Origin of the sequence: Novosphingobium sp., from assembly GCF_965229225.1 — a bacterium.
Classification (GTDB): domain Bacteria; phylum Pseudomonadota; class Alphaproteobacteria; order Sphingomonadales; family Sphingomonadaceae; genus Novosphingobium.
The window spans coordinates 37,814-62,698 of the sequence record NZ_OZ245867.1; the positions used below are offsets into that span (position 1 = coordinate 37,814).

The window sequence follows — 24,885 nt, forward strand, 5'->3', positions numbered from 1 at the left end:
AGGAGGAGTGCCATGTCAGTGCCTAGCGGAGCGTTCATTCAGGTCTGCCACGTGGTGGATAACCTCGAGACCGCCTGCGCGCGCTACAACGAGCTCTTCGGCATGGGGCCGTTCATCGGGGGCGGGCAGGGCGTGCTTTCAGAGCATGTCTATCGCGGTGCGCCAGCAGAGCCGATCCGCATCCGCGGCGTGTTCGTGCAGAGCGGTGACCTCAATATCGAGCTCGTGGAGCTCGTCTCCACCGGCCCGAGCGCGTTCCATGACATGTATCCGAACGGTCAGCAGGGCATCCACCACATGGCTATGTTCTGCGAGGACTACGAAGGCACGCGCGACCGCTATGTCGCGGCGGGGATGCCGGTGGCGAGCGAGTTCGTGGTCAGCTTCGGCGCGCAGATCTGCTACATCGATGCGCGCGCGACGATGGGCCACATGATCGAGCTCTATCCCGAGAGCGAGATCATACGGGGCATGTATGCAAGGGCCCGCCATGAGTCCGAAAACTGGGACGGCAAGCAGCTGATCATCCCCTGGTAGGGCTGCCAGCCGTCATTCCTGCCAGCAGCCTTCGGCCAGAAAGCGCGCCATGCGGGCCTCGTCGGCGCTGACATCAAGCCCCTGCGCGCGCAGCCAATCGTCGCTGAAGAGCGTGGAGGCATAGCGCTCCCCGGAATCGCACAGGATCGAGACGATGGCCCCGTCCTCGCCGCGCGCCGCCATTTCGCCCGCGATACGCGCGCAGGCGACAAGGTTGGTGCCGGTAGAACCGCCGACCCGCCGCCCGAGATGGCGCGAGAGCGCGCGCGCCGCACCGATCGAGGCGCGGTCAGTCACCACTTCGGCACGGTCGATCACGCTGGGCACGAATGAGGCTTCGACACGCGGGCGGCCAATGCCCTCGACATGGCACGGCTCGCCGCTGCCGACGTGTCGCGTGCGGTCGTGCCAGTGGCGGTGGAAGGCGGACGATTCCGGATCGGCAAGGCACAGGCGCGAGGGGTGGCGATAGTAGCGCAGGAAGCGGCCGATGGTGGCCGAAGTGCCGCCGGTCCCCGCGCCGCAGACGATCCACGTCGGCACGGGATGCGGTTCGCGGCGCATCTGTGTGAAGATGCTCTCGGCAATGTTGTTGTTGCCGCGCCAGTCGGTTGCGCGTTCGGCAAAGGTGAACTGGTCCATGTGGTGTCCGCCGCATTCGGCGGCGATGCGGGAGGCTACCGCGTGGACGGTGCCGGGATCGGTGACGGGATGGCAGGTGCCGCCCAGCGCTTCGATCGCCGCGATCTTCTCGCGCGCCGTCCGCTCGGGGATCACCGCCACGAAAGGCAGACCGAGCATGCGGGCGAAATAGGCTTCGGACACCGCAGTCGAACCCGATGAAGCCTCCACCACCGTGGTATCGGGCCCGATCCATCCGCTGCACAGTGCGTGGAGGAACAGCGAGCGGGCGAGCCGGTGCTTGAGGCTGCCGGTCGGGTGGCTGCTTTCGTCCTTGAGGTAGATCGCAATGCCCGGCAGTGCGGCAAGCGGCACCGGGAGCAGGTGCGTATCGGCCGATCGCGCATAATCCGCCTCGATGCGGCCGATCGCCCAGTGGACCCAGGTTTGATGGGCCGAGGGCTGATCCTGCCGCGCTTTGGGCATGGTTTGCGGGGCGTGCATTCTCGTTCCTTCTGCCACTTCCAGCGCGGGCTGGCTTGGGCGAGGGAGCTTAGGCGAGGGGTGGGGGCGGCTCAAGGCCGGTGGCGGCTTTCCACGCCGCGCGCAGCATTTCCGGATCGCCCGCGCCGAAGACATGGCGGTCTGGCCGCACGAGCACAGCTTCGGCGTCGTGCCTGTCTAGCCAGCTTCCCAGCTTCCCGGCAAAGGGGGCGAGGGCTTCTCCGGCAAGCTCGCTGCGGCTGATCAGCCATGCGCCATGGCCAAGCCAGTCATCCAGTTTTGTCCCGTCTCGCGCAATGGACTGCGGGAAGTAGCTGCCTGCCCCCGGGCTGCCTGCGAGGATCGCGCCTGCCGAAATCGGCGGATAATCGGGCGGCGTGGTGGGCAGCTTGCCCAGCGCGCGGCCGATGCGCATCTTCGTGTCGCGCAAGAAGGCGCCCCAGCGACTGGTGGTGCAGACCATGCGGCCCATCATGATCGCCATCGCGATGGTCGCGCGCAGGTTGGGTTCGCGCTCGGGCTGGTAGCTGTCCAGCAGGCTCTCCGGCGCACCGTCCTTGATGACGGCGGCGAGCTTCCACGCGAGATTTGCCGCATCGCGCAGGCCAGAGCACATGCCCTGTCCGGCAAACGGCGGGGTCTGATGGGCGGCATCGCCGGCCAGGCAGACGCGGCCCTTGCGCCAGACGCGGGCAATGCGGGCGCGGAAGGTATAGACCGCCTTGCGCTCGATGCGCACCGCGCCGTCAACGTTCCATGGCTTCATCAGCCCCGCAATGGAGGCATCCGCGCTCACCTGTTCGGGCGTCTCGCCCGGCAGGATCATGAATTCCCAGCGATGCCGCCCTTCGCCCATCAGCACGCAAGTCGTCGGCCGCTTTGGATCGCAGATCTGGAGATTGGCCGTGGGCAGCCGCGAGGGATCATCAACCAGCACATCGACTACCAGCCAGGGTTCCTCGAAATCGAGATCGTCGAAGGCGATGCCCATGGCCTTGCGCACCGGCGAACGCGCGCCGTCCGCGCCGATCAGCCAGCGCGTGCGGATCGTGCGCAGGCCGTCAGGTGTGGCGATCTCAGCCGTCACGCCCTCGGCATCCTCGGCAAAGGCGTCAAGCTCCCAGCCGCCGTGCAGCGCCGCTTCGGGAAAAGTGGCGAGGCCGGAGCGCAGCGCCCGCTCGACCGAGGGCTGGTGGATCATGTTGGCGCCCGGCCAGCCGCCGGGGCCGGTGCGGTCGGAGCCTTCGAAGCACAGCAGAACCTCGCCGCGCGCATTGCGGAATTCGTAGCGCGAGGCGCGGCGGCTGGTGGCCATGACGGCATCGGCTGCACCGGCTTCCTGCAGGATGCGCATGCCTTCGTGATCGATGTGCGCCGCGCGGGGGAGCGGGTAAATCTCCGCTTCCTTCTCCGCGACGATCACCTTCACGCCGCGCTTTGCCAGCAGGATCGCCAGCGTGACGCCGGTCGGCCCGCCGCCGGCAATCAGGACATCGCAATCGAAGGCCATGGCCTTACCCTTCCGCGATCATCGTGCCTTCGATGTGGCCGAGACCGTCGATCTCGCAGCGCACGACATCGCCCGCCTGCAGGAACCGGCGCGGGTCCATCGCGGCTCCGACACCGCCGGGCGTGCCGGTGAAGAGGCAGTCACCCGGCTCCAGCGTCATACCCACGGAGAGGTGCTCGACTTGCTGCCAGATGTTGAAAACAAGGTGTGACGTATTGGAATCCTGCCGCTTTTTACCATTCACAAAGCAGCGCAGGCCGAGCGCATGAGGATCGCCCACTTCATCGGCGGTAACGATCCACGGGCCCATCGGGGCGTGGGTGTCAAAGCTCTTGCCCAGCGACCACTGCGGCGAGGCATGCTGCCACATGCGTTCAGTCACATCATTGCCGACGCAGTAGCCGAAGATCGCGGCAGAGGCGTCAGCGGCGGACACATGCTTGCCGCCCTTGCCGATCACCGCGACGAGCTCGACTTCATAGTCGGTGGTCATCTGGTCCTTGGCGATCTCGATACCGGCATAGGGGGCATTTACGCTGGTCTGTGCCTTGGTGAACCACACCTGCCGTTCCGGCGTCTTCATATTGGATTCAGCAATATGGTCAGCATAGTTTAGGCCGATTGCGAAGATTTTGCCCGGTCGCTGGACCGGTGCTTCGAGCGTGACTTCGGCCAGCGGAACGCCGCCCCCTGCGGCTGCCTTTGCGGCCAGATCGTCCTTCACTGCATCCCAATCGCGGATCAGGTCGATCATCGTTCCGTCGAAGCCGGTGTCGATGATCTTGTCGTCCACGACGATCCCGGTGCGGGTGCGGCCGTCGGCGGTGAATGTGGCGAGCTTCATGCGGGGGTTCCTTCGGGTTTGCGGCGGAAAAGGCGAGCCAGGCGCAGGCGCAGCGCCATGAGCAAGCCGACGAGGCGGGCGGGCGGGGCAAGGCGGCCAGCCTGCATGGGATGGGGCGAACCCCACTGTACTGCAAGCAGCGCCTGAAAGGTCTGCTTCTGCGGCGGATCGGCGGCGGTGAAGAGGTCTCCGTCGGTCCAGTGCTCAAGCTCGTTGCCAAACGGATCGAGCCAGTAATCGAAGATCTGGCTGCCCATGATGTGGCGGCCCACGCCCCATGCCGGTTTGCGGCCCGCCGATTTGAGATGCTGGTGGCCGAGCATCAGATCATCGAGATTTGCAACCTCGAACGCCGCGTGAAGCAGCCCCGGCGGGCCGGGCAGCTCGGCGAGGAACAGGGTGTGGTGATCGCTGGGCACATCGCCGCGATCGCAGCGCAGGAACGCGCCCAGAGGGACGCCTTTCGCCGCCTCCACTTCGTCCGAAGTGAGCAGGCCGAAGCGCCCCTTGTACCACGCCTCAGACTTGCGGAAATCGCGGACGCGCAAGACGGCATGGCCGATACGCTGGATATGGGCCGGCGCGTTCCTGAGCCGCAAAGGTGCGCGAAGGCGAGGCTTGGCCGCCGCCGTGTTGCGCGGCGGATCGGAGAGGGGCGGTGCGGGGGCGCGGACGTCCTGTCCGGCCACGACTTCGACCCGGTGGCCGTCCGGATCGACCAGCCGAACGACATGGCCGCCGCCGGGCTCCTCCAGCGCCTCGACAGGCACGCCTTCGGCGCTCGCAAGCGTCTCCAGATCGGCGAGCGAGGCAGCGCGCAGGCCCACCGCGAGGAAGCGCGCCTCCCCAGGCTCGGTCACATGGACGAAGGCCCGACCATCGCAGCCGCGCCCATAGAGCCGTCCGCCTGCCTCGAAAGTCTCGAAGCCGAAGTCGTTCAGAAAGCCGCGCATCATGGCGAGATCGGGTGCGGCGAAGCGGACATGTGCAACGTCCACTATTCTGATGATCGGCGCGATCGCCGGCATGGCGTTCTCTCCCGGCTGGCTCGCGCATGGGCTCCACGCGAGTCGCAGTTGACTATATGGTCAAATACCTTGTTTTTGACCATATAGTCAAGTATACGGGGGCATGGCATCGCATCCCGCCACTTCGTCCCCAACGCTGTCCCCCAGGGCCGCACGGACCCGCAGCGCGCTGATCGCCGCCGGCTTTGAGCTGCTGGCCGAAAAGCCGATCGATGCGATCCCGATCGATGAAGTCGTGGTGCGGGCGGGTGTGGCAAAGGGAAGCTTCTTCAACCACTTCGTGGATAAAGCTGCCTTTGCTTCTGCGATTGGCGACGAGGTCCGGCTTGAACTTGAGGGGCGCATTACTGCGGCCAACGATGGCATTGCTGATCCGCTCGTCCGGATTGCCGGCGGCATGCGCACCGGCGCGATCTTCGCGCTGGCTGAGCCCAAGCGCACGATCGTGCTGCTGCGCAGCCACGCGAACTCGACCCTCAGCAGCCACCCGCTCAATCGCGGACTGGCGGGCGACATGGCTGCGGCCATCGCTGGCGCACTGGTGCGCGAAGAGGCCCGGGAGGGCGGGGTGCTCTACTGGCTGGGCCTGTGTCAGGTGCTGATGGCGAACCTTGTGGAGCAACAGCCCAGCCTTGAAGCGGCGCGCAGGGCGCTCGGCGCGATGCTGGTTCTGGGCCTCACCGGGCTCGGTGCGACGCCGGAGCGCGCCAGGGAGATTGGCGAGGCGGCCTGCCGGGGGCTCTAGGCCGTAAACTCATGAACCGCGCCATCGAGGTTTAGGGCAGAATGGCTCAGTGCAAGGAGGGAAGGCGCAGGGATATGTCGATATCTCAAGCCTTACCGACGCAGCAATGGGCCATTCTGGCTAAACCCCTTCGGGGCGACCAAATGGCTTCCATCTCGAACCAACGCGCCCTTGGAAAGGCAACCAGCCTTCCCGGCGGGCGCATTGGCCCGATATGTTCGCCATTTGGTCGCCTCGATGGCGGGGTTTGTGAGTTTACGGCCTAGGCGGGCCCGGTTCTGGCCGGATCGCGCAGCACAACGGTCAGGTGGACCTTGAGCACCTCCGCCGGATCGGCATTGGCAAGCCCGCGCGCCATGTCGAGCGGGGCATGCCAGTAGTCGCCTGCGGCGACCGGATAGGTCTCGACACCCAAGGTCGCGAGGCCGCGACCCGAGATGACGTAGTAGAATTCCTCATAGGCACCGGTGCCGTTGCGATCATCGGCATAGTGGACATGGTTGCCCTCGGCCGCGCCGGGTGGAATTTCCAGGATGAGGAAGCGCGTCGGCGCGCCCTTGCCCTCAAAACGGAAGTGGCGGACGAGGACGCTGCCGGGGCCGCCGCGCATGTGCTCCAGGGTTTCGCGGGCCTCCCGGTCGCTCTCGATCGGACCTGGCGGCATCCTACATCGAACCGAGTTTCATGAAGAACGACCAGCGGTCCTGGCGCAGTTCGTCTGCGGTCATCGACGACAAGTCCTGCAGTTCCGCGCGCAGTGCGGTGCCAAGGCGCTTGATCGTTTCCGCATGGTTGCGGTGGGCGCCGCCGACGGGTTCGTAGATCACTTTGTGGATCACGCCCAATTGCATGAGATCGGGCGCGGTCATCTTCATCGCTTCGGCGGCATCGGGCGCGCGGTCATTGCCGCGCCACAGGATCGAGGCGCAGCCTTCGGGCGAGATGACCGAATAGACCGAATGTTCGAGCATCAGCACGCGGTTGGCCGAGGCGAGCGCAACTGCGCCGCCCGAGCCGCCTTCGCCGACGATCACCGCGACCAGTGGCACGCCGATCTCAAGGCATTTCTCGGTGCTGCGCGCGATAGCCTCGGCCTGCCCGCGCGCTTCCGCATCGACGCCGGGGAAGGCGCCGGGCGTATCGACCAGCGTGATGACCGGCAAGCCGAAGCGGTCGGCAATTTCCATCAGGCGGATCGCCTTGCGATAGCCTTCGGGCCGGGCCATGCCGAAATTGTGGCGGAGGCGCGTGGCGGTGTCCTCGCCCTTGGCATGGCCGATGACCATGACCGCGCGCCCACCGAGCCGCGCGAAGCCGCCGATGATGGCCTGATCATTGCTATAGAGCCGGTCGCCGCCCAGCGGCAGGAATTCCTCGAACAGGCCCTGCATATAGTGGATGAAGTGCGGCCGGGAGGGATGGCGCGCCACTTGCGTGCGCTGCCAGGGTGTCAGTCGCGCATAGAGGTCTGCGAGCTGGCGATGTGCCCGCTCGTCCAGCATCAAGGCTTCCGCCTCGCCGCTTCCGCTCTCGCGCAGCGCAGCAGCGCGCTTCGCGAGAGCTTCGATCGGCTTTTCGAACGACAGGTATTCCATCAAACCGTCCCGGTCACACTGTCATCGACATCCCGCGATAGATGCGCGCACGATAGCGTGAATCCTCGGCATCGGGGAGGGGGGTGCCGACAAGCAGCACAGCGCGGGCAAACCGGCGGACTTCTTCGATATGCTCGTCAAGGTCGCGCGGTTCTTCCGAGCGAACGCGGCGGGTAAGGTTGATCTGGTTGACCGGTGCGCCGTGGACCAGCCGCTCGTTCTCCACCGCGAGCGTGGCAGTGAACGAGTGCAGCGTCGTCTTGATGAAATTGGCGAGCGCGAAGGCCGGGCTCTTGTCACCCATCGGCACGTCGGGCGAGACGAGGACGAGCTGGCAATCATCATAGAGCGAGGCCTTGCGGGCGACGCGGAAATGATTGGTCAGATTGTCGCCCACCAGCCCTCGGAATTCTTCCGGCGTGAGCAGCGCATCGGTCGCGAACAGCCGGTTCGGCAGCGGCTGCATGGGGGTCGAGACGATCGTCGTGGGATGGCCCCAGCGGCGGATCGCCTCGTCCATCGCAGCCTCGATGCCGCCCTCCAGCCCGACGTATTCAAGCGGCGGGTTCTCGATATCGTCGAGCGGGTCCTTCAGCGCGGTGAAGGCGCCCTCGGTGCCGGTCATCATCACCACGCGCGCGACGTGGCAATCCACAATGAACTGGCGCGCGGTCTCGGCGAGGTAGTCGGTGAGATGCTCGCCGATCATCCAGACGGTGCGGCCGCGCATCTGGTCGAGCCGTTCCTGCTTGGGGCTGCCGAACAGTTCGCGCTCGGTGGTCGAGCGTTCGACGCTGAGGCCGCCCGAGGGCATGAACGTTTCGCCCGAGACGGCGCGGTCGGCGAGGAAGAACACCGTCGCCTGCGCCACGTCGGTCTCGGTCGGCATCTTGCCGAGGAAGAGCTGCGAGAGCACGCCGGTGCCGACTTTCTTGGCCTCGACCGCGATCTTGTCGCCGGGAAGGAAGGGTTCGTCTTCGGGCGGCGTCTTGAGCAGCCAATCGCGGTTTGCCTCAGGCGTATCTGGCCGCTCGCCCCATTCCGGGGAATCGAGGAAGTAGCCCGCGCCGCGCAGGCGCGCGACGAGTTTGGCGGCGATGTCCGGCGTCATCAGATACCGGTCCCAGGTGCAGACACCGTCACCTTCGCGCGCGCAGGCCAGCGCCAGTTCGCGGATCTCGCGCGGGTTGTTGGTATCGTGCGACATACGTACGGTATCGTTGCGCGCGAGGCGGCTGAGCAGGGCCTCCACGCGCACCCCGCGCCGGAGCGACTTCACCGCTGCGGCATGGATCGCGTTGAGACGCTTGTTGGCAAGGATCAGCTTTCCGCGCCGCTCGAACAGGCCCGGCTTGCCGCCGGTGCCGGCAAGGCGGTCGCCATCGACAGGACCGGGAGCAATCGCGTTGAACTGCACTTCGGGCCCGAGGTAGCGCGCCATCGATTCCACCATCGCGCGCTGGCCGGACTTGGAAACGGCATAGTCGGCGCGGTTGGGATAGGCGACCGCGAGGTACTTCTCGCCGCCGAAGTAGGACGAGACGTTGAGCACGTAACCCGACCCCTGCGCCTTCATGATCGGCACGACGTGGTGCATCAGCACGAAGTTCGAGATGAGATTGGCGTCGAGCGTGTAGTTCCAGGCATCGAGGCTCATGTCGACGACCATCTCTTCCGCGCCCGCAACGCCGGCGTTGTTGATGAGGTAGTCGATCCGTCCGAAAGCCTTGATCGTGGCATCGACCGCGGCCTTGAGGCTGTCGAGGTTGCTCACGTCCATGCCGGCCATCGTCTGCACGCGGCGTTCGACGCCCGCGAAGCCAATGTCTTCGAGTTCGCTGACGATGCGCGCGCGGGCAACTGCCAGTTCGCTCTCGCGCCGCGCGACCATCATGACCTTGCCGCCCGCGAGCGCGAGGAGCCGCGCGACCTGGCCGCCGATCCCCGCCGAACCGCCGGTGATCAGCGCCACCTTGCCGAGGTGCAGGCCGGTGATGTTCTCGCTGAAACCCGCCATCGCCTTGCGCGCGCCGGTCGCCTCACCGATGCTGCGCGGCACGTAGAGCGTGACTTCGGCGATCTTGCTTTCCTTGATCAGCACACGCGCGGCATGCCCGGCGGCAAAGCGCGTGTTCTCGCTCTCCGCATTGGAGAAGCGCACGATCTGGTTGCCCCATTCGCCCTGACGGCGGCGCCCATGGGCGACGTCGATCTCGCTCTCATCGCGCCAGATGCGGATCAGCTGCTCGATCGCAGCGCGCAGCACGTTGGCGTAGACGTTGTCCTTGCCGTCGCTGGCGTTCGACATGAAGATGAAGCGCGGCGGCTGCAGCAGCGAGCCATGGCGCTTCCAGTAACGGCTGAGCGTGCGGGCAAGCGCCATCGCGCCGACGAGTTCGACATCCATGAAGGTGTCGATCATGTCGTCTTCGGCATCGACCAGACGGCCGCCGAATTCGCCCGGGCCGAACACCGGCAGGAAGATCGCGCCGGTAATCGGCGTGTTGTTCTCGGTGTAGGCGGCAAGCGCGGCCTCGATCGTGGCGGGCTCGGTGCGGTTGAAGCGCACGATGGTGAGTGCGTCCCCGATGCCTTCCGCCTTGGCGCGGGCCTGCGCAATGGCGACGTCGGCCTGGCGCGGCACGCCGAGCAGCACGTTGGTGCCGCAGTTGATCTGGATCTTGGCGATCTCGAGCGCTTCCTCCCAGCCTTCACCCGCCGCGATGAGGATCGCGAGACCTGCGCCATCCATCGAGCGCATGGTGGGGCGCGCGAGGTAGGTCGAGCGCTCTTCCTTGCGCACGGTCATGCCGTGGGTCACTTCGAAATCATGGCCGTTGTAGGCGGCGGACTCGTCGCTGCCGAGGAACACGCAGGTCGTTGCGATGTCGTCCGGCACCGGGAAGGTCTTGGCCTTGGGGGCGCCGCCGGTGCTGCGCTCCAGCGACATCATGTCGAAGAAGGTGTTGGCGGTGGTGCCCTGCTCGTCGCCGCGCATCGTGTCCATCGCGGCAAACACGGTGCGGATCCGCTCGCTCTCGATGGGGCCGGGGAAGACGAGATTGACGCGGATGCCGCGCGGCCCGAGCTCGAGCGAAAGCTCGCGCGACCAGGCGTTCATCGCCGCCTTGGGGACGACGTAGGCCGCGCGCGCATAGTAGGGCGTGCGCGAGAAGATCGTCGAGACGTTGATGATCGAGCCGCCTTCGGGCATCGCCGCGGCGACCGTGCGGGCGAGGTTCCACGCGACACCGAAGATGTTGCGCATCGCGGCGGGGACGGTTTCAGTATCGGTCGAGCCGCGCTTCTGGAGGGCGGCAAGCTCCTCCTCGTCAAACGGAAGCTGCTCGATTGGCTGCTTGGGGCCAGCCGAACCTGCATTGTTGACGAGGATGTCGATGCGCCCGAAGCGCTTGACGACATCGGCCACGCCATCACGCACGGACTGCGGATTGCCGCCATCGAGAATGACCGTGGCAAGGCGCGTGGCATCGACGCCGCTGGCCGCACGCATGGCTTCGGCGGCCGCCTCAAGGCGGGCCTGGGTGCGACCAGTCATGACGACGGTGGCGCCCTCGGCGAGGTAGTGGCGCACGATATAGCCGCCGAGATTGCCGGCAGCGCCGGTCACAAGTGCGATCTTGCCTGCCAGCCTGCCGGAGGCGAATTGCGCTGCGAGCGGCGCGGTGGCGATAGTCTTTGCCTTGGCCATGTCACTCTCCTGAAGAATGCGCGCGAAGTGCTGCGCCGGTTTGAGGTGGTACTAGGCCTGGGGAGGGCAGCTGGAAGGTATGCGCCGCGCTATCGCGGTGCTCTCGTTCGTTGTCTTCGGCTAGGCATTGCCGCCCTCCGCTTCCCTGACGGCCCAGGCTTCGAGCAGCGCATCGCGGCTGCGCAGGCCCATGGCGGGAAGGGCGTGGTTGACGACGTAAGTGGCGCCCGAATGGCGGTTGTCCCACATCGACTGGTGGGCTTCGGGGAGGCCGTCCCACGCGACGACTTCGGGTTCGGTCACTTCGAGCAGGCCCGCGGCGATCATGTCGTTCATGCGCGCGACTTCGAAGGCGTTGCACAAGTGCGTGCCGAGGATCGAAGCGGTGGGCATGAGGATCTTGCGCTGGCGGGTCCAGACCTGCGGCGCATAGAACGTGAAGCGGCTGCCGGTAAGGTCTTCGGCAAAGACGACCCGCCCGGTGAAAGGCTTCACCAGCGAGGTCGAGACGCCGAGCGTATCCTGCCCGGTCCGCTCGAACACCAGATCGGGCGCGCCGCGCGGGTTATCGGGCGAGCGCAGGATCTTGCCGATGGCCGAACCGAACGGCTTCATCACGCGGTCCTGATAGTCGCGCACAGCCGCCTTGAAGACCTCGATGTCGGCCTTGGCATCGGGCAGGCGCGGCATCGTATCGGGCCAGAGGAAGTTGTCGCCCTCGCGCCGGCGGATGCTTTCTAGGCTGACGATGCCCTCGATCGCGTCTTCAAGGCCAAGCGAGCCGAGGAATTCGCGCTGGCCGTCCGTGGTGGTGGCGACGACGCTGCGCGCGTTGAAGCGGCGCGCGGCCTCGATGATTTCGAGGCCCATGTCATCAAGCAGCGCTTCCGAGCCCGGGCCGTAATAAATCAGCACCGCCTCGCCGCCGCGCAGCGCGGCACGGCGCAGCATCTCTTCCGGGCTTGCCTTGCCGGGCTTGCCCATGAAGCTGAAGTGATAGCCCGAGGACGCGCCGTAGAAGGCCAGCGTGCCGTTCTCGGCCAGAAGCTGGAAGCTGCGCGGGAAGGCCGTTTCGCCGGCGTGGCTGACGACATAGTCAGCGAGCTTACCGCCGTTGAGCGCCTTGTATTCCTCGACCAGTGGCTGTCCGGCAGCTTCCCAGGCGCGGGCTTCCGCCGCGTCTTCGGGCACCGTGGTGTAGAGATCGGCGAAGCGCGGGCCCTTGCGGTTGATCGCGCCGACTGCACCTTGCTGGCCGGTGATGAACGCGGCGCGGTCCGGGCTGGAGACGAGGCCCGTGACTTGAAGCCCAGTGCGCACCGAGGAGCGCAGCGCATCGAGCCCGGTGCCAGTGGCGGCACCTTCGACGAAGAGCGTGAGGCCCGGGGCGATCTGCAGCGTGGTGAACAGGCAGCGCGAGATCGTGCCGAGGTTCAGCACATAGCTGCCAGCCTGCTCCAGAGTCAGGTTCGGCGGGACCTTGTGCATCTGCGGTGCCTGCACGGTCAGGAACTGCGCGTGGCTGCCCGTTTCGGTCTCGTAGCCCTGGATCGAGAAGTCGGCATACATCGGATCGTTGCCGACTGCGGGTGAGAGCAGATCGTTGGTGCCCGAATAAACCGTGACGAGATCGCCGACCTTGACGCGCCCTTCCGAGCGCGTCTCGCTGCCGAGCGCGGCGACGAGCGCAATGCCGCCCGAGCCGGTGATCTGGACGTCTTCCTCGTGGCTATCGAACGGCGAGACGGGGATGCCGGTAAGCGCCCAGATGTCGTTGAAGTTGACCTCGCTGGTCAGCATGTAAAGCAGCGCTTCGTTCGGCGCGGGCTCGGGCACCTTGACGATCAGCTCGCGCTCGTGCGTCGCGGGCGGGCCGAAGCGCGGGGCTCCAGTGTCCGGATCGCGGGCGATACCAAAGGCATACTGGTAGGGCGGGATCGCGGTGACGCCGGGGTAAAACGGCGCGCCGACAGGGAGCAGATCGCCGTTCGCTTCGAGCTCGGCCGCACGGGTTTCATGCTCGCTGTCGATCCATACGCCATCGCGGCGGACGGGAAGCGGCGGCGCGACCTTGTCCATGAACTGGCGGATGCCGGTCTTGCCGCCTTCGGGATCGATGATCGCCTCGGCGAACAGCGCGGCTTCGCGGGAGAGTCCGGCTGCCATTCCCGAGATGAGGCCGGTGCGGACGGCATCGAGGGCGCGCGCGCCGGCGGTGCCGCGGCCCGCCCAATCGAGTTGGCGCAGGATGCGCTGAAGAAAATCGTCTGTGAGGACGGCGTCGAGATCGACGGTAGAGGGCTTCTCCCACAGCACGGTCGCTTCTTCGCGGACGGCGAAGGCTTTGCCCAGCGGGCTTTCCGCGCCGTGCTTCACCCATTCACGCACCATGGCGTGGGCTTCGGCAAGCGCATCGCGGTGGCCTTCGGCCAGCGCATCGACGAGACCAATCTCCTGCGCCTGCGCAGCATCGATGCTGCGCCCGCCGAGGATGAGATCGAGCGCATCGCGTACGCCGGTTGCACCGTGGCGGTCTGCCAAGAGGCGCGGCAGGCGCTGCGTGCCGCCATAGCCCGGCAGCAGGCGCAGGCGGATTTCGGGCTGGCCGAAGCGCGCGGTGGTTTCGGCCACGCGGACATGACAGGCGAGCGCGAATTCCATGCCGCCGCCAAGCGCGACGCCCTGAACCGCCGCGATGCAAGGCTTGCCCATCAACTCGATCTTGCGAAACGCGAGCTGTGCGTTGTTCGGCAGCACCAGCGCTTCGTCGTGGCTGTGGATTTCCTCCAGCATCTGCCGGATATCCGCGCCCGCGACGAACGAGCTTGTGCCCTCGCCGGTGAACACAACCGCGACGACGTCGTCCTTGCGGCTGAGGTGCTCGACTACAATCACCAGTTCGTCGATCGCGCGTTCGTTGAGCGCATTGACTGGCGGATTGGTGACGGTGACCGTCGCGACGCGCTTGCCGGGGGCGACGGCGTTGTACTGGATCAGGAAGTAGCGATAGCGCTCAAACAGTGATTGCTCTTCCGACAGCCGCTGCTGGCGCTGCCACGCATCGATCGCGGTCTTGAGTTCGGTCAGGCTTTCCGGGTTGCGCAGCGTGGTGACGTCACCGATTTCGCCGCCTTCGACCAGCGCGCGGACCATGCGGCGCATGTACTTGCCCGAACGCGTTTCGGGGAACTGGCTGACCTCGATGAAGTCCGCCGGAACCGCGACTGCGCCCTTTTCGGTGCGTACGAGGTTGAACAGGCGCTGGCGGTCTTCCTCGGTCAGCTTGCGGCCCGCGACGGGGACGACAAAAGCAAGCGGGGTCAGCCCCTTCTCGCGGTGCGGCGCGCCGACGACGAGAACGTTGCCGACCGGCGAATTGGGATCGAGCGCCTTGTCGCGCAGCACGGCGCCTTCGATTTCCTCGGTGCCCATGCGGTGGCCCGAGACGTTGATGACGTCATCCGAGCGGCCGTGGAACGAGAACGAGCCATCGGGATGGGCAATGGCGAAATCGCCTTGCGTATAGGCCCAAGCGCCCTGCCAGCGGCTCCAGTAGCCGCTTTCCCAGCGGCCCGCATCGCCGCGCCAGTCGCCCAGCACGCTGCCGTCCTTGACGTGGAAGTTGAGGGCATCGCCCCAGATCGTGCGCGCAAGATACGGGTAGGGGGCGGCGATGACGATCTCGCCCTTTTCGCCCGGCTCGGCGCGGCGCCACTTGACGCCTTCGCTGCCAGCGCGAGCGAACGGCGCGGCGCCGGGCGCTGCGTTCTCGTCCTCGACCCAGACATCGCCGACAATCCACGGCAGCGGGAAGGCATGGGCATCGGCCTGCAAGGGATAGTCGGCGTTGCCGTAGAAATGCGTCCAGGCAATGCCGCCGTGCTCGGTCGCCCAATAGCTGTTGATGTACTGGCGGGTCACGTGCTCCATGCCGAAGGACTGCACGCTGGGGCTGGTCGGCTCGGCGCAGAACGTCGCGACCCGCAGCGAGCCCATGTCATAGCGCTCGACGTCGGCGAGGTTCGACGGATCGGACATGATCGACTTGAGGAAGGTGACGCCCGCCTTGAAGATCGTGATCCTGTGGCGCTCGATCATTGAGGCGAAGCGGCCCGCGTGCGGAAACACCGGCGAGCCTTCGAAGACCACGGAGGTGACGCGCGAGAGCAGCGACGCGGAAATCTGATAGCTCTGGCCGGTGATCCAGCCCGGATCGGCGACGACGAACATCGTGTCACCCGGCCGCGCATCGAAGGCGACCTGCATCGTCTGCGCGATACCGGCGGTATAGCCGCCGTGGACGTGGACGATGCCCTTGGGCTTTCCGGTCGAGCCCGAGGTATAGATGAAGAACAGCGGATATTCGGAATCGACCGGAAGGGGCTTTGAGCTGGCCCAGATCGCGCGGACGAATTCCGCATCCGGCAACGCCATCAACGCCTCTTCGCTGGCCACGCCTGCATTCTGGAGGATCGTCTCCAGCGCTGCGTCGGTCAGCTCATGGCTCCAGCGGTCGCGTTCGGTGCGCCAGACGATGTCGGGCTGCGCGGTGTGGCGCACGACGATCACGGTATCGACGCGCGGGGGGAGGGTGACGAGACTGGAAGCGATGGCAAGGCGCACGCGGGCGGCATCACTCGCGCCGATGCGGCCGGTTTCGCCCAGCTTGATCAGCGCACGGCCCACCCCGCGCATGACGTCGGAGCGTTCGACGGTGACTTCGCCTGCCAGCGTTTCGGCGACGGTATCGGTGATGACGGCGGCATCCGCCGCATCAAGGCCGAGGTCGGTGGCGGCCAGCACCGAAAGCGCGGTGGAGACCGGCACGTAGTTGTCGAGCGCGGGGTCGGTATAGGCGGTCTTGAACGCGGCGACCTGCGCATTGCGGTAGCTGCCGTCAGACGTGACGATGACGCGGGCGCCGGCGTCCGCAATGCGGTCCGAGAGGGTCTTGTCGCTGAAGCCGCCGAAAACGGCTGTGTAGACGATGCCCAGCCGCTTGGCTGCCTCGGTCCAGAAGATCTGGGGCACGATGCTCGGCATGTTGAGCGCAATGCGATCGCCCGCTTTGAGGCCGAGCCCTTCAAGCGCGACTGCGCACTTGGCGACTTCGAGCAGGAGGCGCTTGCGGCTGACGGTGAAGGTATCGACCGGCGCGCCGCGCCCGCCATCTGCCGCCATGTCCCAGCGGTCGCCCTCGAAGATCAGCGCGGCTTCGGCGCCGTGTCCCGAAAGGACATGACGGTCGATCTCGTTGAACGCGGCATTCGTGCGAGCGCCGGTGAACCAGCGCCAGTGGGGCGGGGTGCTGTCGTCGAACGCCTTGGTCCAGGGAGCGAAGGTTGCCGGGAGTTCCGGGGTGACGGGCGCGCCCGTGGCGGCATCCCAGCCCGCCCAGGCGCCAGCCTCGTTCTTGGCAAGCCACGCGCCATCAGGCCCGCAATTGGCCACGAACCAATGGATGCGCCGCGCGGCGATGTCGCCGTGGAATGCGCCGGGATCGGCGAGCGCAGCAGCGCGCATGGCTTCCCAATCCGCGCGGGTACGCACCGGATTGATCTCGGCCTGCGGGGCCCTCTCGATAACTTGGCCCTCGGTCATGACCGAATCGCCTCTCCCTTTTTGGTGTTTGCACCGACAGGGAGCCTCAACATCGCAGTCTTGGCAATATCATCACTCGGGCGCGCACGAATGCGCAAGAAACTACGAAAATCTGGACTAAATGCGAAATATCGTTTGTTTCTCGCACCATGACCGAAACAGTGGCGTTGAGCGCGCTGGTTCGCTGGTGCAGCCATAAAACATCCAAATGGGTTAATAGCCAGGGGCCGCGACAAGCCCTTCGATAGGGGATATCCACAGGATAAGTAGCGCAATTTTTTCCCGAATGTAACTTTCCGTTATCCCTTTCCCGATCCGCCCACTCCGGCCGTCACGCACCGAAATCGCTGATTGCGGTTAGAAATGACGCTCCGGAAATGCCCCTTGGGGCATGTGCGACGAACCGGGCGAATTACGCTGTCTGTTGCAGCATAGACGCACATTTGCGCGGTTTCAGCGGGCGGAAAGTCCGAGCTCAGCTTCCATCATGCGGCGCATCTCGAACTTCTGCGCCTTGCCGGTGACGGTCATCGCGAAGCTTTCGACGACGCGGACATGGCGAGGGACCTTGTAGTGCGCAATGCGGCCGCGGCAGTGGCCGAGGATGTCGTCCGGCCCAAGCGCGGCACCTGCGCGGGCGATCACCCAGGCGCAGACTTCCTCGCCGTACTTCTCGTCGCTCACGCCGAAGACCTGCGCGTCGGCTACATGCGGGTGGGTGAGGAGGAACTCCTCGATCTCGCGCGGGTAGATGTTCTCGCCGCCGCGAATGATCATGTCCTTGATGCGGCCGGTGATGCGTACATAGCCTTGCGCATCCATCGTCGCGAGATCGCCCGAATGCATCCAGCCATCGGCGTCGATTGCCTCGGCGGTCCTGGCCGGATCGTCCCAGTAGCCGAGCATGACGGCATAGCCGCGCGAGCAGTATTCGCCCTGCTCGCCGATCGGCAGGGTCTGCCCATCCGGCCCGACGATCTTCGCTTCGGCATGGGGATGGACACGCCCGACAGTGCCGACGCGCTCTTCCAGCGGATCGTTGCGAGCGGTCTGCGTGGTCAACGGGCTCGTTTCGGTCATGCCGTAACCGATGGTGACTTCGCGCATGCAGAGCCGGTCGATCACCTGCCGCATCACGGTGACCGGGCAGGGGGAGCCTGCCATGATGCCGGTGCGCAGAGTGGAGACATCGGTCGTATCCAGCGCAGGCTGGCCGAGCACCGCGATGAACATTGTCGGCACGCCATAAAGCGCGGTGCAGCCCTCGGCTTCCACGGCCTGCAGAACAGCCGCCGGATCAAACGCCTCACCGGGATAGACCATCGCCGCGCCGCTGGTCAGTGCCGCCATATTGCCCAGCACCATGCCAAAGCAGTGGTACAGCGGCACCGGAATGCAGATGCGGTCTGCCTCGGTCAGCGCGATCGTCTGCGCGGTGAAATAGCCGTTGCCCAGGATATTGCGGTGGGTGAGCGTGGCGCCCTTGGGAAAACCGGTCGTGCCGCTCGTGAACTGGATATTGATCGCGTCATCAGCACCCAGGCCAGCGCCCGCTGCGGCAAGCTCGTCTGCATCGGCGGTTGTGTCGAGCGTATCCCACGGCAGGAAACCCTCATGCGCGTCTGCGCCGATGGTCACGATATGCCGCAGATGGGGCAGCTTGGCCGGGCCGATCTCACGCAACATCGCAAGGTAGTCGCTGGTCTTGAAGCGTACTGCGGTGACGAGCAGGCTGCAGCCGACCTTGTTGAGCGCGTATTCGATTTCGTTGACCCGGTACGCCGGGTTGATCGTGACGAGGATCGCACCGATCCGCGCGGTGGCAAACTGGATCACCGTCCATTCCGCGCAGTTCGGCGCCCAGATGCCGACACGGTCTCCCGCCGTGATGCCGAGCCGTAGCAGCCCCGTCGCGACGCGGTCCACCGCCGCATCGAGCTCGCTCCAGGTCCAGCGCAGACCTTGATGGCGCGATACTAGGGCCAGGCCATCGGCCCAGCGCTCCGCCGCGTGGCGCAGCGCCGTGCCGATGGTGGTATCGAGCAGGGGTACCTCGGTCGGCCCCTTGGCATAGGACAAACCGCGCACCCCCGCTGTCCTCAGAACTTCACGCCTGCGGTTACGCCGTACATCCGCGGATTGCCGATGTGGTTGTAATCGAGCCCGAAGCCGGTGAGATCGATGCGCGAGGTGAAGTAGAACTTGTTGCCCAGATTGCGCGCCTAGGCCGAGAGGCTGTAGCGCCCGTCATTGCTATTCCAATCGATGTGGCCACCGAAGAGCGCGTAGGATTCCTGGCGCAGGCGCGGGATGTTGATGTTCTCGAAGAACTGGCTCGATTGATAGGCCACTTCGGGATGGACCGAAAACGCGCCGAAGCCGCCTTGGACCACGGTCCAGTCGAAGCTCGCGTTGAAGGTCAGCGAAGGCGCATTGGAGAGGCGGTTGCCGGAGACGTTGACGCCGCTGACGATGCCCTCCTTGATCTTCGTCGAAAGCAGGCCAAGCCCGCCGTGGAAGGTGAAGGTATCGCTCGGCCGCACGGTCAGCTCGGCCTCGGCGCCGTAGAGCTCGGACTTGGGAATGTTGAGCAGCTGCTGCGAGGCATCCGCCGGGTTCACGTTGATGAACTGCTGGTTCTTGTAGGTATAGTAGAACGCAGCCATGTTGAGCGTGATGCGGCGATCCCAGAACTGGGTCTTTGCACCGGCTTCGAACGCGGTGACCTGTTCGGCCTTGGCGACGCCGAGTTCGGTCGGCGTGAAGAAGGCCTGCGCGTTGAAGCTGGGCGCACGGTAGCCGCGGCTGACGCTGGCGTAGAGCAGATCGCCGCTTGCCAGCTTGTAATCCAGCCCGATCTTGCCCGAGAGGTTGTTCTGCTTGAAGCGCAGGTTCGAGAGCGGGATGAGGTTCGCGACGAAGCTGTCGTCAACGCCCAGCGCATCGGACGAGAAGCCGGTCTGCTCGCCATCGTCGTGGGTATAACGCAGGCCGCCGCGCACGGTCAGTGCATCGGTGAGCTTGTACTTGAGATCGGTGTAGAGCGCGAAGCTCTTCTTGACCTGATCGAACTGGTTGCGGACCTTGCAGGCCACCGGCAGGGCATCAGCGCAGTCCTGCGCGTTGATCACGCCGTCCTCGTTCGCGTCGGTGCCGTTGAACACTTCCAGCGTGGTCTGGTTGTAGACCTTCTCCCGGTTGAAATAGGCGCCCAGGATGAAATCGAACGGCCCGCCGGTATTGCTGGTCAGGCGCAGGTCCTGCGCAAACTGGCTGGCCCGGTCGAAGTAGGGCACTTCAAGGTTTCTGGCGGTGATGCCGTCGGTGTCTTCCTTGAAGAACAGCGAGCCCTTGTCATAGCTGGTGATGCTGGTGACCGCGAGCGTATCCGAAACATCGTAGTTCACGGTGAGCGCCACCGAGGTGGTTACCGCGCGGCGCTTGTCACGCACGTTGGAGGCGATCTGGAACTGGCCAAGGCCGGGGCGGTTGACCGCTTCGGGTTGGGCGTAAATCCCGTAGTTCTGCGGGTTCTGGAAGCTGTGCGAGGCGCGCAGGGTGATCTTCACCCGGTCGCTCGGCTCCAGCTTGAGCGTGCCGCGCAGGCCCCACTCATCGGTGCTGGCGAGATCGGGAAAGCCGGGGTTGACGTTCTTGAACCAGCCATCGGCCTTGGCATAAGTGCCCGCGATGCGCAGCGCGGCCTTCTCGCCCAGCGGCACGTTGACCGCGCCGTTGAGGTCGACGCGGTTGTAGTTGCCGTAGCCGGCGTTGAAGTATCCACTGGTTTCGCCGAGCTTGGCATCGCGGCTGATCAGGTTGACCGCACCGCCGGTGGTGTTCTTGCCGTAAAGCGTGCCCTGCGGCCCGCGCAGCACCTCGACGCGCTCGATATCGTAGAGCGCGATGCCGAGGAACGCGAAGTTGCCCTTGTAGACTTCGTCGTAATAGGTCGCGACCGGGCTCGACTGGTTGAGGCTGAAGTCCGACATCGAGACGCCGCGCAGTGCGAAGATCGGGGTGTTGTCACCCACGGTCGAGGTCAACTGGAGGTTGGCGACCTTGTTGACGAGGCTGTCGACGCTGGTGATGCGCGACTTGGACAGCGCATCACCGCCGATTGCCGAAACCGAGATCGGCACGGACTGCAGGTTTTCCGAACGCTTTGCTGCGGTCACGACGATTTCGCCGGAGTCTTGCGCCTCGGTGCCGGTCGTCGCCTGTGCTGCCTGCTGCGCAACGGCCGGCTGCGCCGCGAGCAGGGCGGCCAGCGCGGCGCTGGAAAGAAATACAGTCCTCATGGGTTTTCCCTCGCTTCTTTTCAAATTTCTCTGATTATTGTGATTGATGCTCATGCGTCTTGGCAAAACCGGCCACCAGACGCGCTCTCATCGCGGCGCGTTCCAGGCGGAGCGGGTTTTGGCGCAGGCGCCCGATTTCCTCGGCTGTGTAGGGCTGGAAATTCTGCGGCACATGCGCCGGATCGAACCGGAACAAGGTCCAGTTGACGAGATTGGCCAGGCGGTCATCGGGCAGATCGACGGTGGCGACACCCGGCACGCGGCCGATGAATTCGCGCCCGCCCGGCACGCTGAGGAAGCGCGCGACAATGCCGCGCATCGGTGGGTTCGAATGGTCATCGCCGCCACCATCCGGGCGATGGCAACCCTGGCACTTGAGCTGATAGTCGGTGCGGGCCTGATAGGCATCGCGCACGCCGGGAATGGCTGCCTCATCCGCTTTCACTGCTGCGCTTGCCGCCAATCCAAGGCCAAGCGGAAAGCCTGTGAGAAGGGCAAGGCGGCCGGGCTTCATTGGCCGCCCGCAGCGGCGTGGAGCTTGCCGACATCCTGCGCGGAAAGCGAAGTGCCGCCCGCCCGGATTGTCGCCACTTCGGCTTCGGCGAAGGGCGTGAAGGCGGGGCCGGTCTTGGCAATCTCGGTACCGACGTGGTTGAGCACCGCCGCCACCGAGGCATCATCGAGCGTCGCCTGCGCGGGCATCACTCCGGCATAGGGCTTGCCGCCGACCTTGATCGGGCCGCTCACCCCGCGTGTGACGACGAGCGCGAGATAGCGGCGCCCGGCATCGCTTGACGCCATGACGCGGAAGTCCTCGCCAAGCGGCGGGAAAACGCCGGGCACGCCTGCACCGGTCTTGGTGTGGCAAGCCGCGCACCGGCCATAGATCGCCGCGCCATCCGCCGCAGCGTGGACCGGCAGCGTCAGGCCGGCGAGGGCCGCAGCACCGCCTGCGACGAAGGCGAGGGAGGCCGCGCGTTTCACTTGGCCGCCGGCAACGCTACGCCGATGACCGCCGCCACCGAGCAGTTGTAGATCGAGCTCTCCGAGCCGAGGCACCAGTTGTAATCGTTGTTCGATTGCGGCCGGACCTGCGGGCGATCACCTTCGTTGCGGTTGCACAGGCACTGCCCGCACGAGGAGGTGCCGCAGCAATCATTGTAGCTGATGACATAGGCGCGGCCATCGGCCGGGTTGGTGCAGGTGCCGATCCAGGTGATGGGCGACATTTCGGTGCCCGGCGGGCAGGTGTTGACCGAGCCGCCGCAGCATGAGCAGAGGAACCCGTCGATGGCGCAGTAGCGCCAGTAATCGCAAGATGACTGATCGCCCGGATCCTGTTCAAGGCCGGAGACAACGGCAGGCCGGGCAGCGCCCGCGCCGTGTGCGCCGTGCGGCGCTTCCGGGGCCGGCGTTGCCGCGCGGGCAACGGGAAGCAGCGGGATGGAGGCCGCACCGGTCATCCCCGCGCCCAGAAAGGCGAGCAGCGAACGGCGCGAAGTGCCGCGGGCAATCCCGCGCGCGAGGTTTTCAGTGAGCTTGTCGAAACGCGCCATGGGTCAGGCCTCCTGATGGTTGTGCGCCTGGCGGCGAGAGAGAAATTCCTGGATCGAGGCGACGCCCCGTTCCTTTGCCTCGAACAGGCTTTCCAGATGTTCGCGGCTATTGATAAGGCCGACCGAGGCGACGCGGCCTTCCTCGTCTAGCAGTACGGCATAGGGCAACTTGGAAACGCCAAACGCGCGGCCCAGCGCTTCGGACAGAACCATCGGCAGCGCCTCCAGCCCATGTTCGCGGGCCATCGCGAGATAGCCGGACTTGCTGCCGTCGCCCGCCATCACGATATCGAGCCAGCCAGCCTCGGCGCGCGCGGCGCTGCGCACCACGGGCAGCAACGATTTGCACATCGGGCAATCGGGCGATGCGAAGAACAGGAGCTGGCTGCGGCCATCACGAGTGCCGCCAATGGCGACGCCCGCGCCGTTCACGTCTGCCAGCGTCATCGGTGTGGCCTTTTCGCCCAGCGCAACCTTCTGGTGCAGCGTGAGCGCGCCGGCCGGGGCAATGCGTTCGTGGAGGATGCCGACCTGACGCGCGAGCGCGGCGATCAGCAGGGCTTGGCCGATGACCGCCGCCCACAAGAGGATCTGGCTTGTCAGCATCAGGCTGCTTTCCATTGCGGCGCCGGGATCGCGAGAAGTTCGCTGGCGCCAAGGTAGAGTGCAAGGAGCCCGGCCGCCGCGAACGGGGCATCGAGCGTGAGCGGCGCGTCCGGAAACAGGGCAACGGCTGCGGCCAGCAGCGCGAGGCCGCCAGCGCGCAGCATTTGCGCCGTGCTGACGGGCTTGGGGCGCGCAGCAAGATCGCACCCGCAATCGAGCGTTTCGCCCCGGCGGCGGGCAAGGGCGAGGGCATATGTGCCCCAGACCAGTGCCGCGATGACCGCGCCGGCAAGGCGCAGCGGCGCTGCCAGCAGGCAGGCGGCTGCAACAAATTCCAGCGTCCCGGCAAGCACCAGCAGCAGCTGGCCCGGCACCGCGCCGACGCCAACGAGCCGCGCGGTCGCCTCAGCCAGCCGATCGCGGGCCAGAACCTTGTGCAAGGCCGAGGCCGCGAGCAGGCCCACGCAGAAGAGGACCAATGCGGCCATCAGGGCACCTGGATCACGATCGGATTGGCCGCGACGGTGGCCCCAAGCGTGCGCACGAACGCGCCGGTCGCCGCATCATAGATGTCGATCGCGCCGCCGGCCTGTGCGACCACGAGATGCGGTGTCGCCTCACGCGTCACGGCAATGGCGACAGACTGGCCCTTCAGCGCAATCCGCATGGTGCGGGCCTTCTTGGCCGGATCGACCACCCACACCTCGCTGCCGCCGTCCTTGTGGCTGCCTTCTTTGCCGTAGGGGCTCATCAGCACATAGAGCTTGCCCGCGGCATCGGCGTTGATGACCTGCCAGCCGCCGGGACGCCATTCCGGCGATCCGCCATCGGCTGTGCCGACGCTGAAGCTGCCGGGGAGCGGCTTGGCGACGGTGCCCGAAAGATCGAAGCCCTGGATCATGCCATGGAAGCTGACGAACCACGCTGTCGTGCCGACCATGGCCGGGGTGCCGAACAGCGCCTGATTGTCGATGTCCTGCACCTTGGGCACCGACTTCGACGAAGCAGCCGCGCCATTGGCATCGAGCGCCACGCTGAACAGCGAGCCATCGGCGCAAAGGCTGGTGAAGCCGCGTTCACCGGTGGGATAGATCTGCGAACAGCCGGGAAGATCGATCTCGCCCAGCACCTTGCGTGCGGCCAGATCGACCACGGTGACCGACTGGGCGGGCGTGAAGTTGGCCACGAGTGCCCACTTGCCGCCGTTGGTCAGCTGGAACAGGTGCGGATAAGTAACCGATTGCTGGCGCTTGCCGCCGGGCAGCACGATCTCGCCCTTGGGCTGCAGCGTCGAGGCATCCCAAATGGTGATCGCGTCGGTGCGCTCACCGCGTGTGAGGCGGGTGTAGAACGTCTCGGCGGTGTAGAGTTCGCCGCGATCCTTCGCGATGAGGAAGTTGGCAAACTGCGACGCGCGGACGAGGCCCTTGAGCGGCTGGACCGTATCGGCCGTATCAACCACGGCGATGCGGCCATCGATGATCGCGTTGAAGTGGAAATCGTGGATCGTGACCCAGCTCTGCGGCCATGTGGCAGGCAGCTTTGCGACGCTGGGGAGGGTTTCTTCGGCCAGTGGCTGCGGGAAACGGTTTTCGGCCGCCATGACGGGTGAGGCCAGAACAGCGGAGAGGCACAGCGCAGATGCGAAAACGGGTGCGATCAATCGCATTCTATTTCCCTTTCAAAACGGGCGGACCCCGCTTTCCCGTCTGCAAAATGGCCCAA

Annotated in this window: 18 protein-coding genes; 2 read left to right on the forward strand and 16 right to left on the reverse strand. The window is 65.8% G+C overall.

What is annotated here, in order from left to right; translation table 11 throughout:
* Window positions 1–12 precede the first annotated feature (12 nt).
* Window positions 13–537 carry a VOC family protein gene (locus ACO06X_RS00170; RefSeq protein ID WP_421838014.1) on the forward strand — a complete coding sequence of 175 codons (525 nt, stop codon included), beginning with the start codon at window positions 13–15 and terminating at the stop codon, window positions 535–537.
* Between the two features lie 12 nt (window positions 538–549).
* Here the strand turns inward: ACO06X_RS00170 and ACO06X_RS00175 are convergent, their stop codons facing one another.
* From ACO06X_RS00175 to ACO06X_RS00190, 4 genes are read right to left on the reverse strand one after another with little or no spacing between them, the layout of a single operon-like run.
* Window positions 550–1,662 carry a PLP-dependent cysteine synthase family protein gene (locus ACO06X_RS00175; RefSeq protein ID WP_421838015.1) on the reverse strand — a complete coding sequence of 371 codons (1,113 nt, stop codon included), beginning with the start codon at window positions 1,660–1,662 and terminating at the stop codon, window positions 550–552.
* Window positions 1,663–1,711: 49 nt separating this feature from the next.
* Window positions 1,712–3,172, reverse strand: a complete 1,461-nt coding sequence (locus tag ACO06X_RS00180) for a bifunctional 3-(3-hydroxy-phenyl)propionate/3-hydroxycinnamic acid hydroxylase (RefSeq protein WP_421838016.1) — start codon at window positions 3,170–3,172, stop codon at window positions 1,712–1,714.
* A gap of 4 nt (window positions 3,173–3,176) precedes the next feature.
* Complete coding sequence (locus ACO06X_RS00185; RefSeq protein ID WP_421838017.1) at window positions 3,177–4,016, reverse strand: fumarylacetoacetate hydrolase family protein; 840 nt, start codon at window positions 4,014–4,016, stop codon at window positions 3,177–3,179.
* Window positions 4,013–5,044 (reverse strand): VOC family protein, encoded by a 1,032-nt coding sequence (locus tag ACO06X_RS00190; protein WP_421838018.1) that lies wholly within the window; start codon window positions 5,042–5,044, stop codon window positions 4,013–4,015. Before ACO06X_RS00190 ends, ACO06X_RS00185 begins: the two co-directional genes overlap by 4 nt.
* 103 nt (window positions 5,045–5,147) lie before the next feature.
* On the opposite strand from ACO06X_RS00190, the gene ACO06X_RS00195 reads away from it, so the two are divergent.
* Window positions 5,148–5,789: a TetR/AcrR family transcriptional regulator gene (locus tag ACO06X_RS00195; protein WP_421838019.1), complete on the forward strand. Its 642-nt coding sequence runs from the start codon at window positions 5,148–5,150 to the stop codon at window positions 5,787–5,789.
* Between the two features lie 262 nt (window positions 5,790–6,051).
* On the opposite strand, the gene ACO06X_RS00200 is transcribed toward ACO06X_RS00195, so the two are convergent.
* From ACO06X_RS00200 to ACO06X_RS00255, 12 genes are all read right to left on the reverse strand, one after another.
* Entirely contained in the window at window positions 6,052–6,453 is a 402-nt protein-coding gene (locus ACO06X_RS00200; RefSeq protein WP_421838020.1) for a cupin domain-containing protein, read from the reverse strand.
* Window position 6,454: 1 nt separating this feature from the next.
* Entirely contained in the window at window positions 6,455–7,387 is a 933-nt protein-coding gene (locus ACO06X_RS00205) for an acetyl-CoA carboxylase carboxyltransferase subunit alpha (RefSeq protein ID WP_421838021.1), read from the reverse strand.
* Window positions 7,388–7,397: 10 nt separating this feature from the next.
* A complete protein-coding gene (locus tag ACO06X_RS00210; protein ID WP_421838022.1) occupies window positions 7,398–11,096 on the reverse strand; it encodes an SDR family NAD(P)-dependent oxidoreductase in 3,699 nt (1,232 codons plus the stop codon).
* 120 nt (window positions 11,097–11,216) lie between these two features.
* Window positions 11,217–16,697 carry an AMP-binding protein gene (locus ACO06X_RS00215; RefSeq protein WP_421838023.1) on the reverse strand — a complete coding sequence of 1,827 codons (5,481 nt, stop codon included), beginning with the start codon at window positions 16,695–16,697 and terminating at the stop codon, window positions 11,217–11,219.
* Window positions 16,698–17,150: 453 nt separating this feature from the next.
* Window positions 17,151–18,785, reverse strand: a complete 1,635-nt coding sequence (locus ACO06X_RS00220; RefSeq protein WP_421838024.1) for an AMP-binding protein — start codon at window positions 18,783–18,785, stop codon at window positions 17,151–17,153.
* Window positions 18,786–18,919: 134 nt separating this feature from the next.
* On the reverse strand, window positions 18,920–20,998 hold the full coding sequence (locus tag ACO06X_RS00225; protein ID WP_421838025.1) for a TonB-dependent receptor: 2,079 nt from the start codon (window positions 20,996–20,998) through the stop codon (window positions 18,920–18,922).
* 34 nt (window positions 20,999–21,032) lie between these two features.
* Window positions 21,033–21,461: a cytochrome C gene (locus ACO06X_RS00230; RefSeq protein WP_421838026.1), complete on the reverse strand. Its 429-nt coding sequence runs from the start codon at window positions 21,459–21,461 to the stop codon at window positions 21,033–21,035.
* Between the two features lie 47 nt (window positions 21,462–21,508).
* Window positions 21,509–21,982 (reverse strand): c-type cytochrome, encoded by a 474-nt coding sequence (locus tag ACO06X_RS00235; protein ID WP_421838027.1) that lies wholly within the window; start codon window positions 21,980–21,982, stop codon window positions 21,509–21,511.
* On the reverse strand, window positions 21,979–22,554 hold the full coding sequence (locus ACO06X_RS00240) for a methylamine dehydrogenase light chain (protein ID WP_421838028.1): 576 nt from the start codon (window positions 22,552–22,554) through the stop codon (window positions 21,979–21,981). Before ACO06X_RS00240 ends, ACO06X_RS00235 begins: the two co-directional genes overlap by 4 nt.
* 3 nt (window positions 22,555–22,557) lie before the next feature.
* Entirely contained in the window at window positions 22,558–23,175 is a 618-nt protein-coding gene (locus tag ACO06X_RS00245; RefSeq protein WP_421838029.1) for a methylamine dehydrogenase, read from the reverse strand.
* On the reverse strand, window positions 23,160–23,648 hold the full coding sequence (locus ACO06X_RS00250) for a MauE/DoxX family redox-associated membrane protein (protein WP_421838030.1): 489 nt from the start codon (window positions 23,646–23,648) through the stop codon (window positions 23,160–23,162). Before ACO06X_RS00250 ends, ACO06X_RS00245 begins: the two co-directional genes overlap by 16 nt.
* Window positions 23,648–24,829 carry an amine dehydrogenase large subunit gene (locus ACO06X_RS00255; RefSeq protein WP_298170450.1) on the reverse strand — a complete coding sequence of 394 codons (1,182 nt, stop codon included), beginning with the start codon at window positions 24,827–24,829 and terminating at the stop codon, window positions 23,648–23,650. Before ACO06X_RS00255 ends, ACO06X_RS00250 begins: the two co-directional genes overlap by 1 nt.
* Window positions 24,830–24,885: the final 56 nt, after the last annotated feature.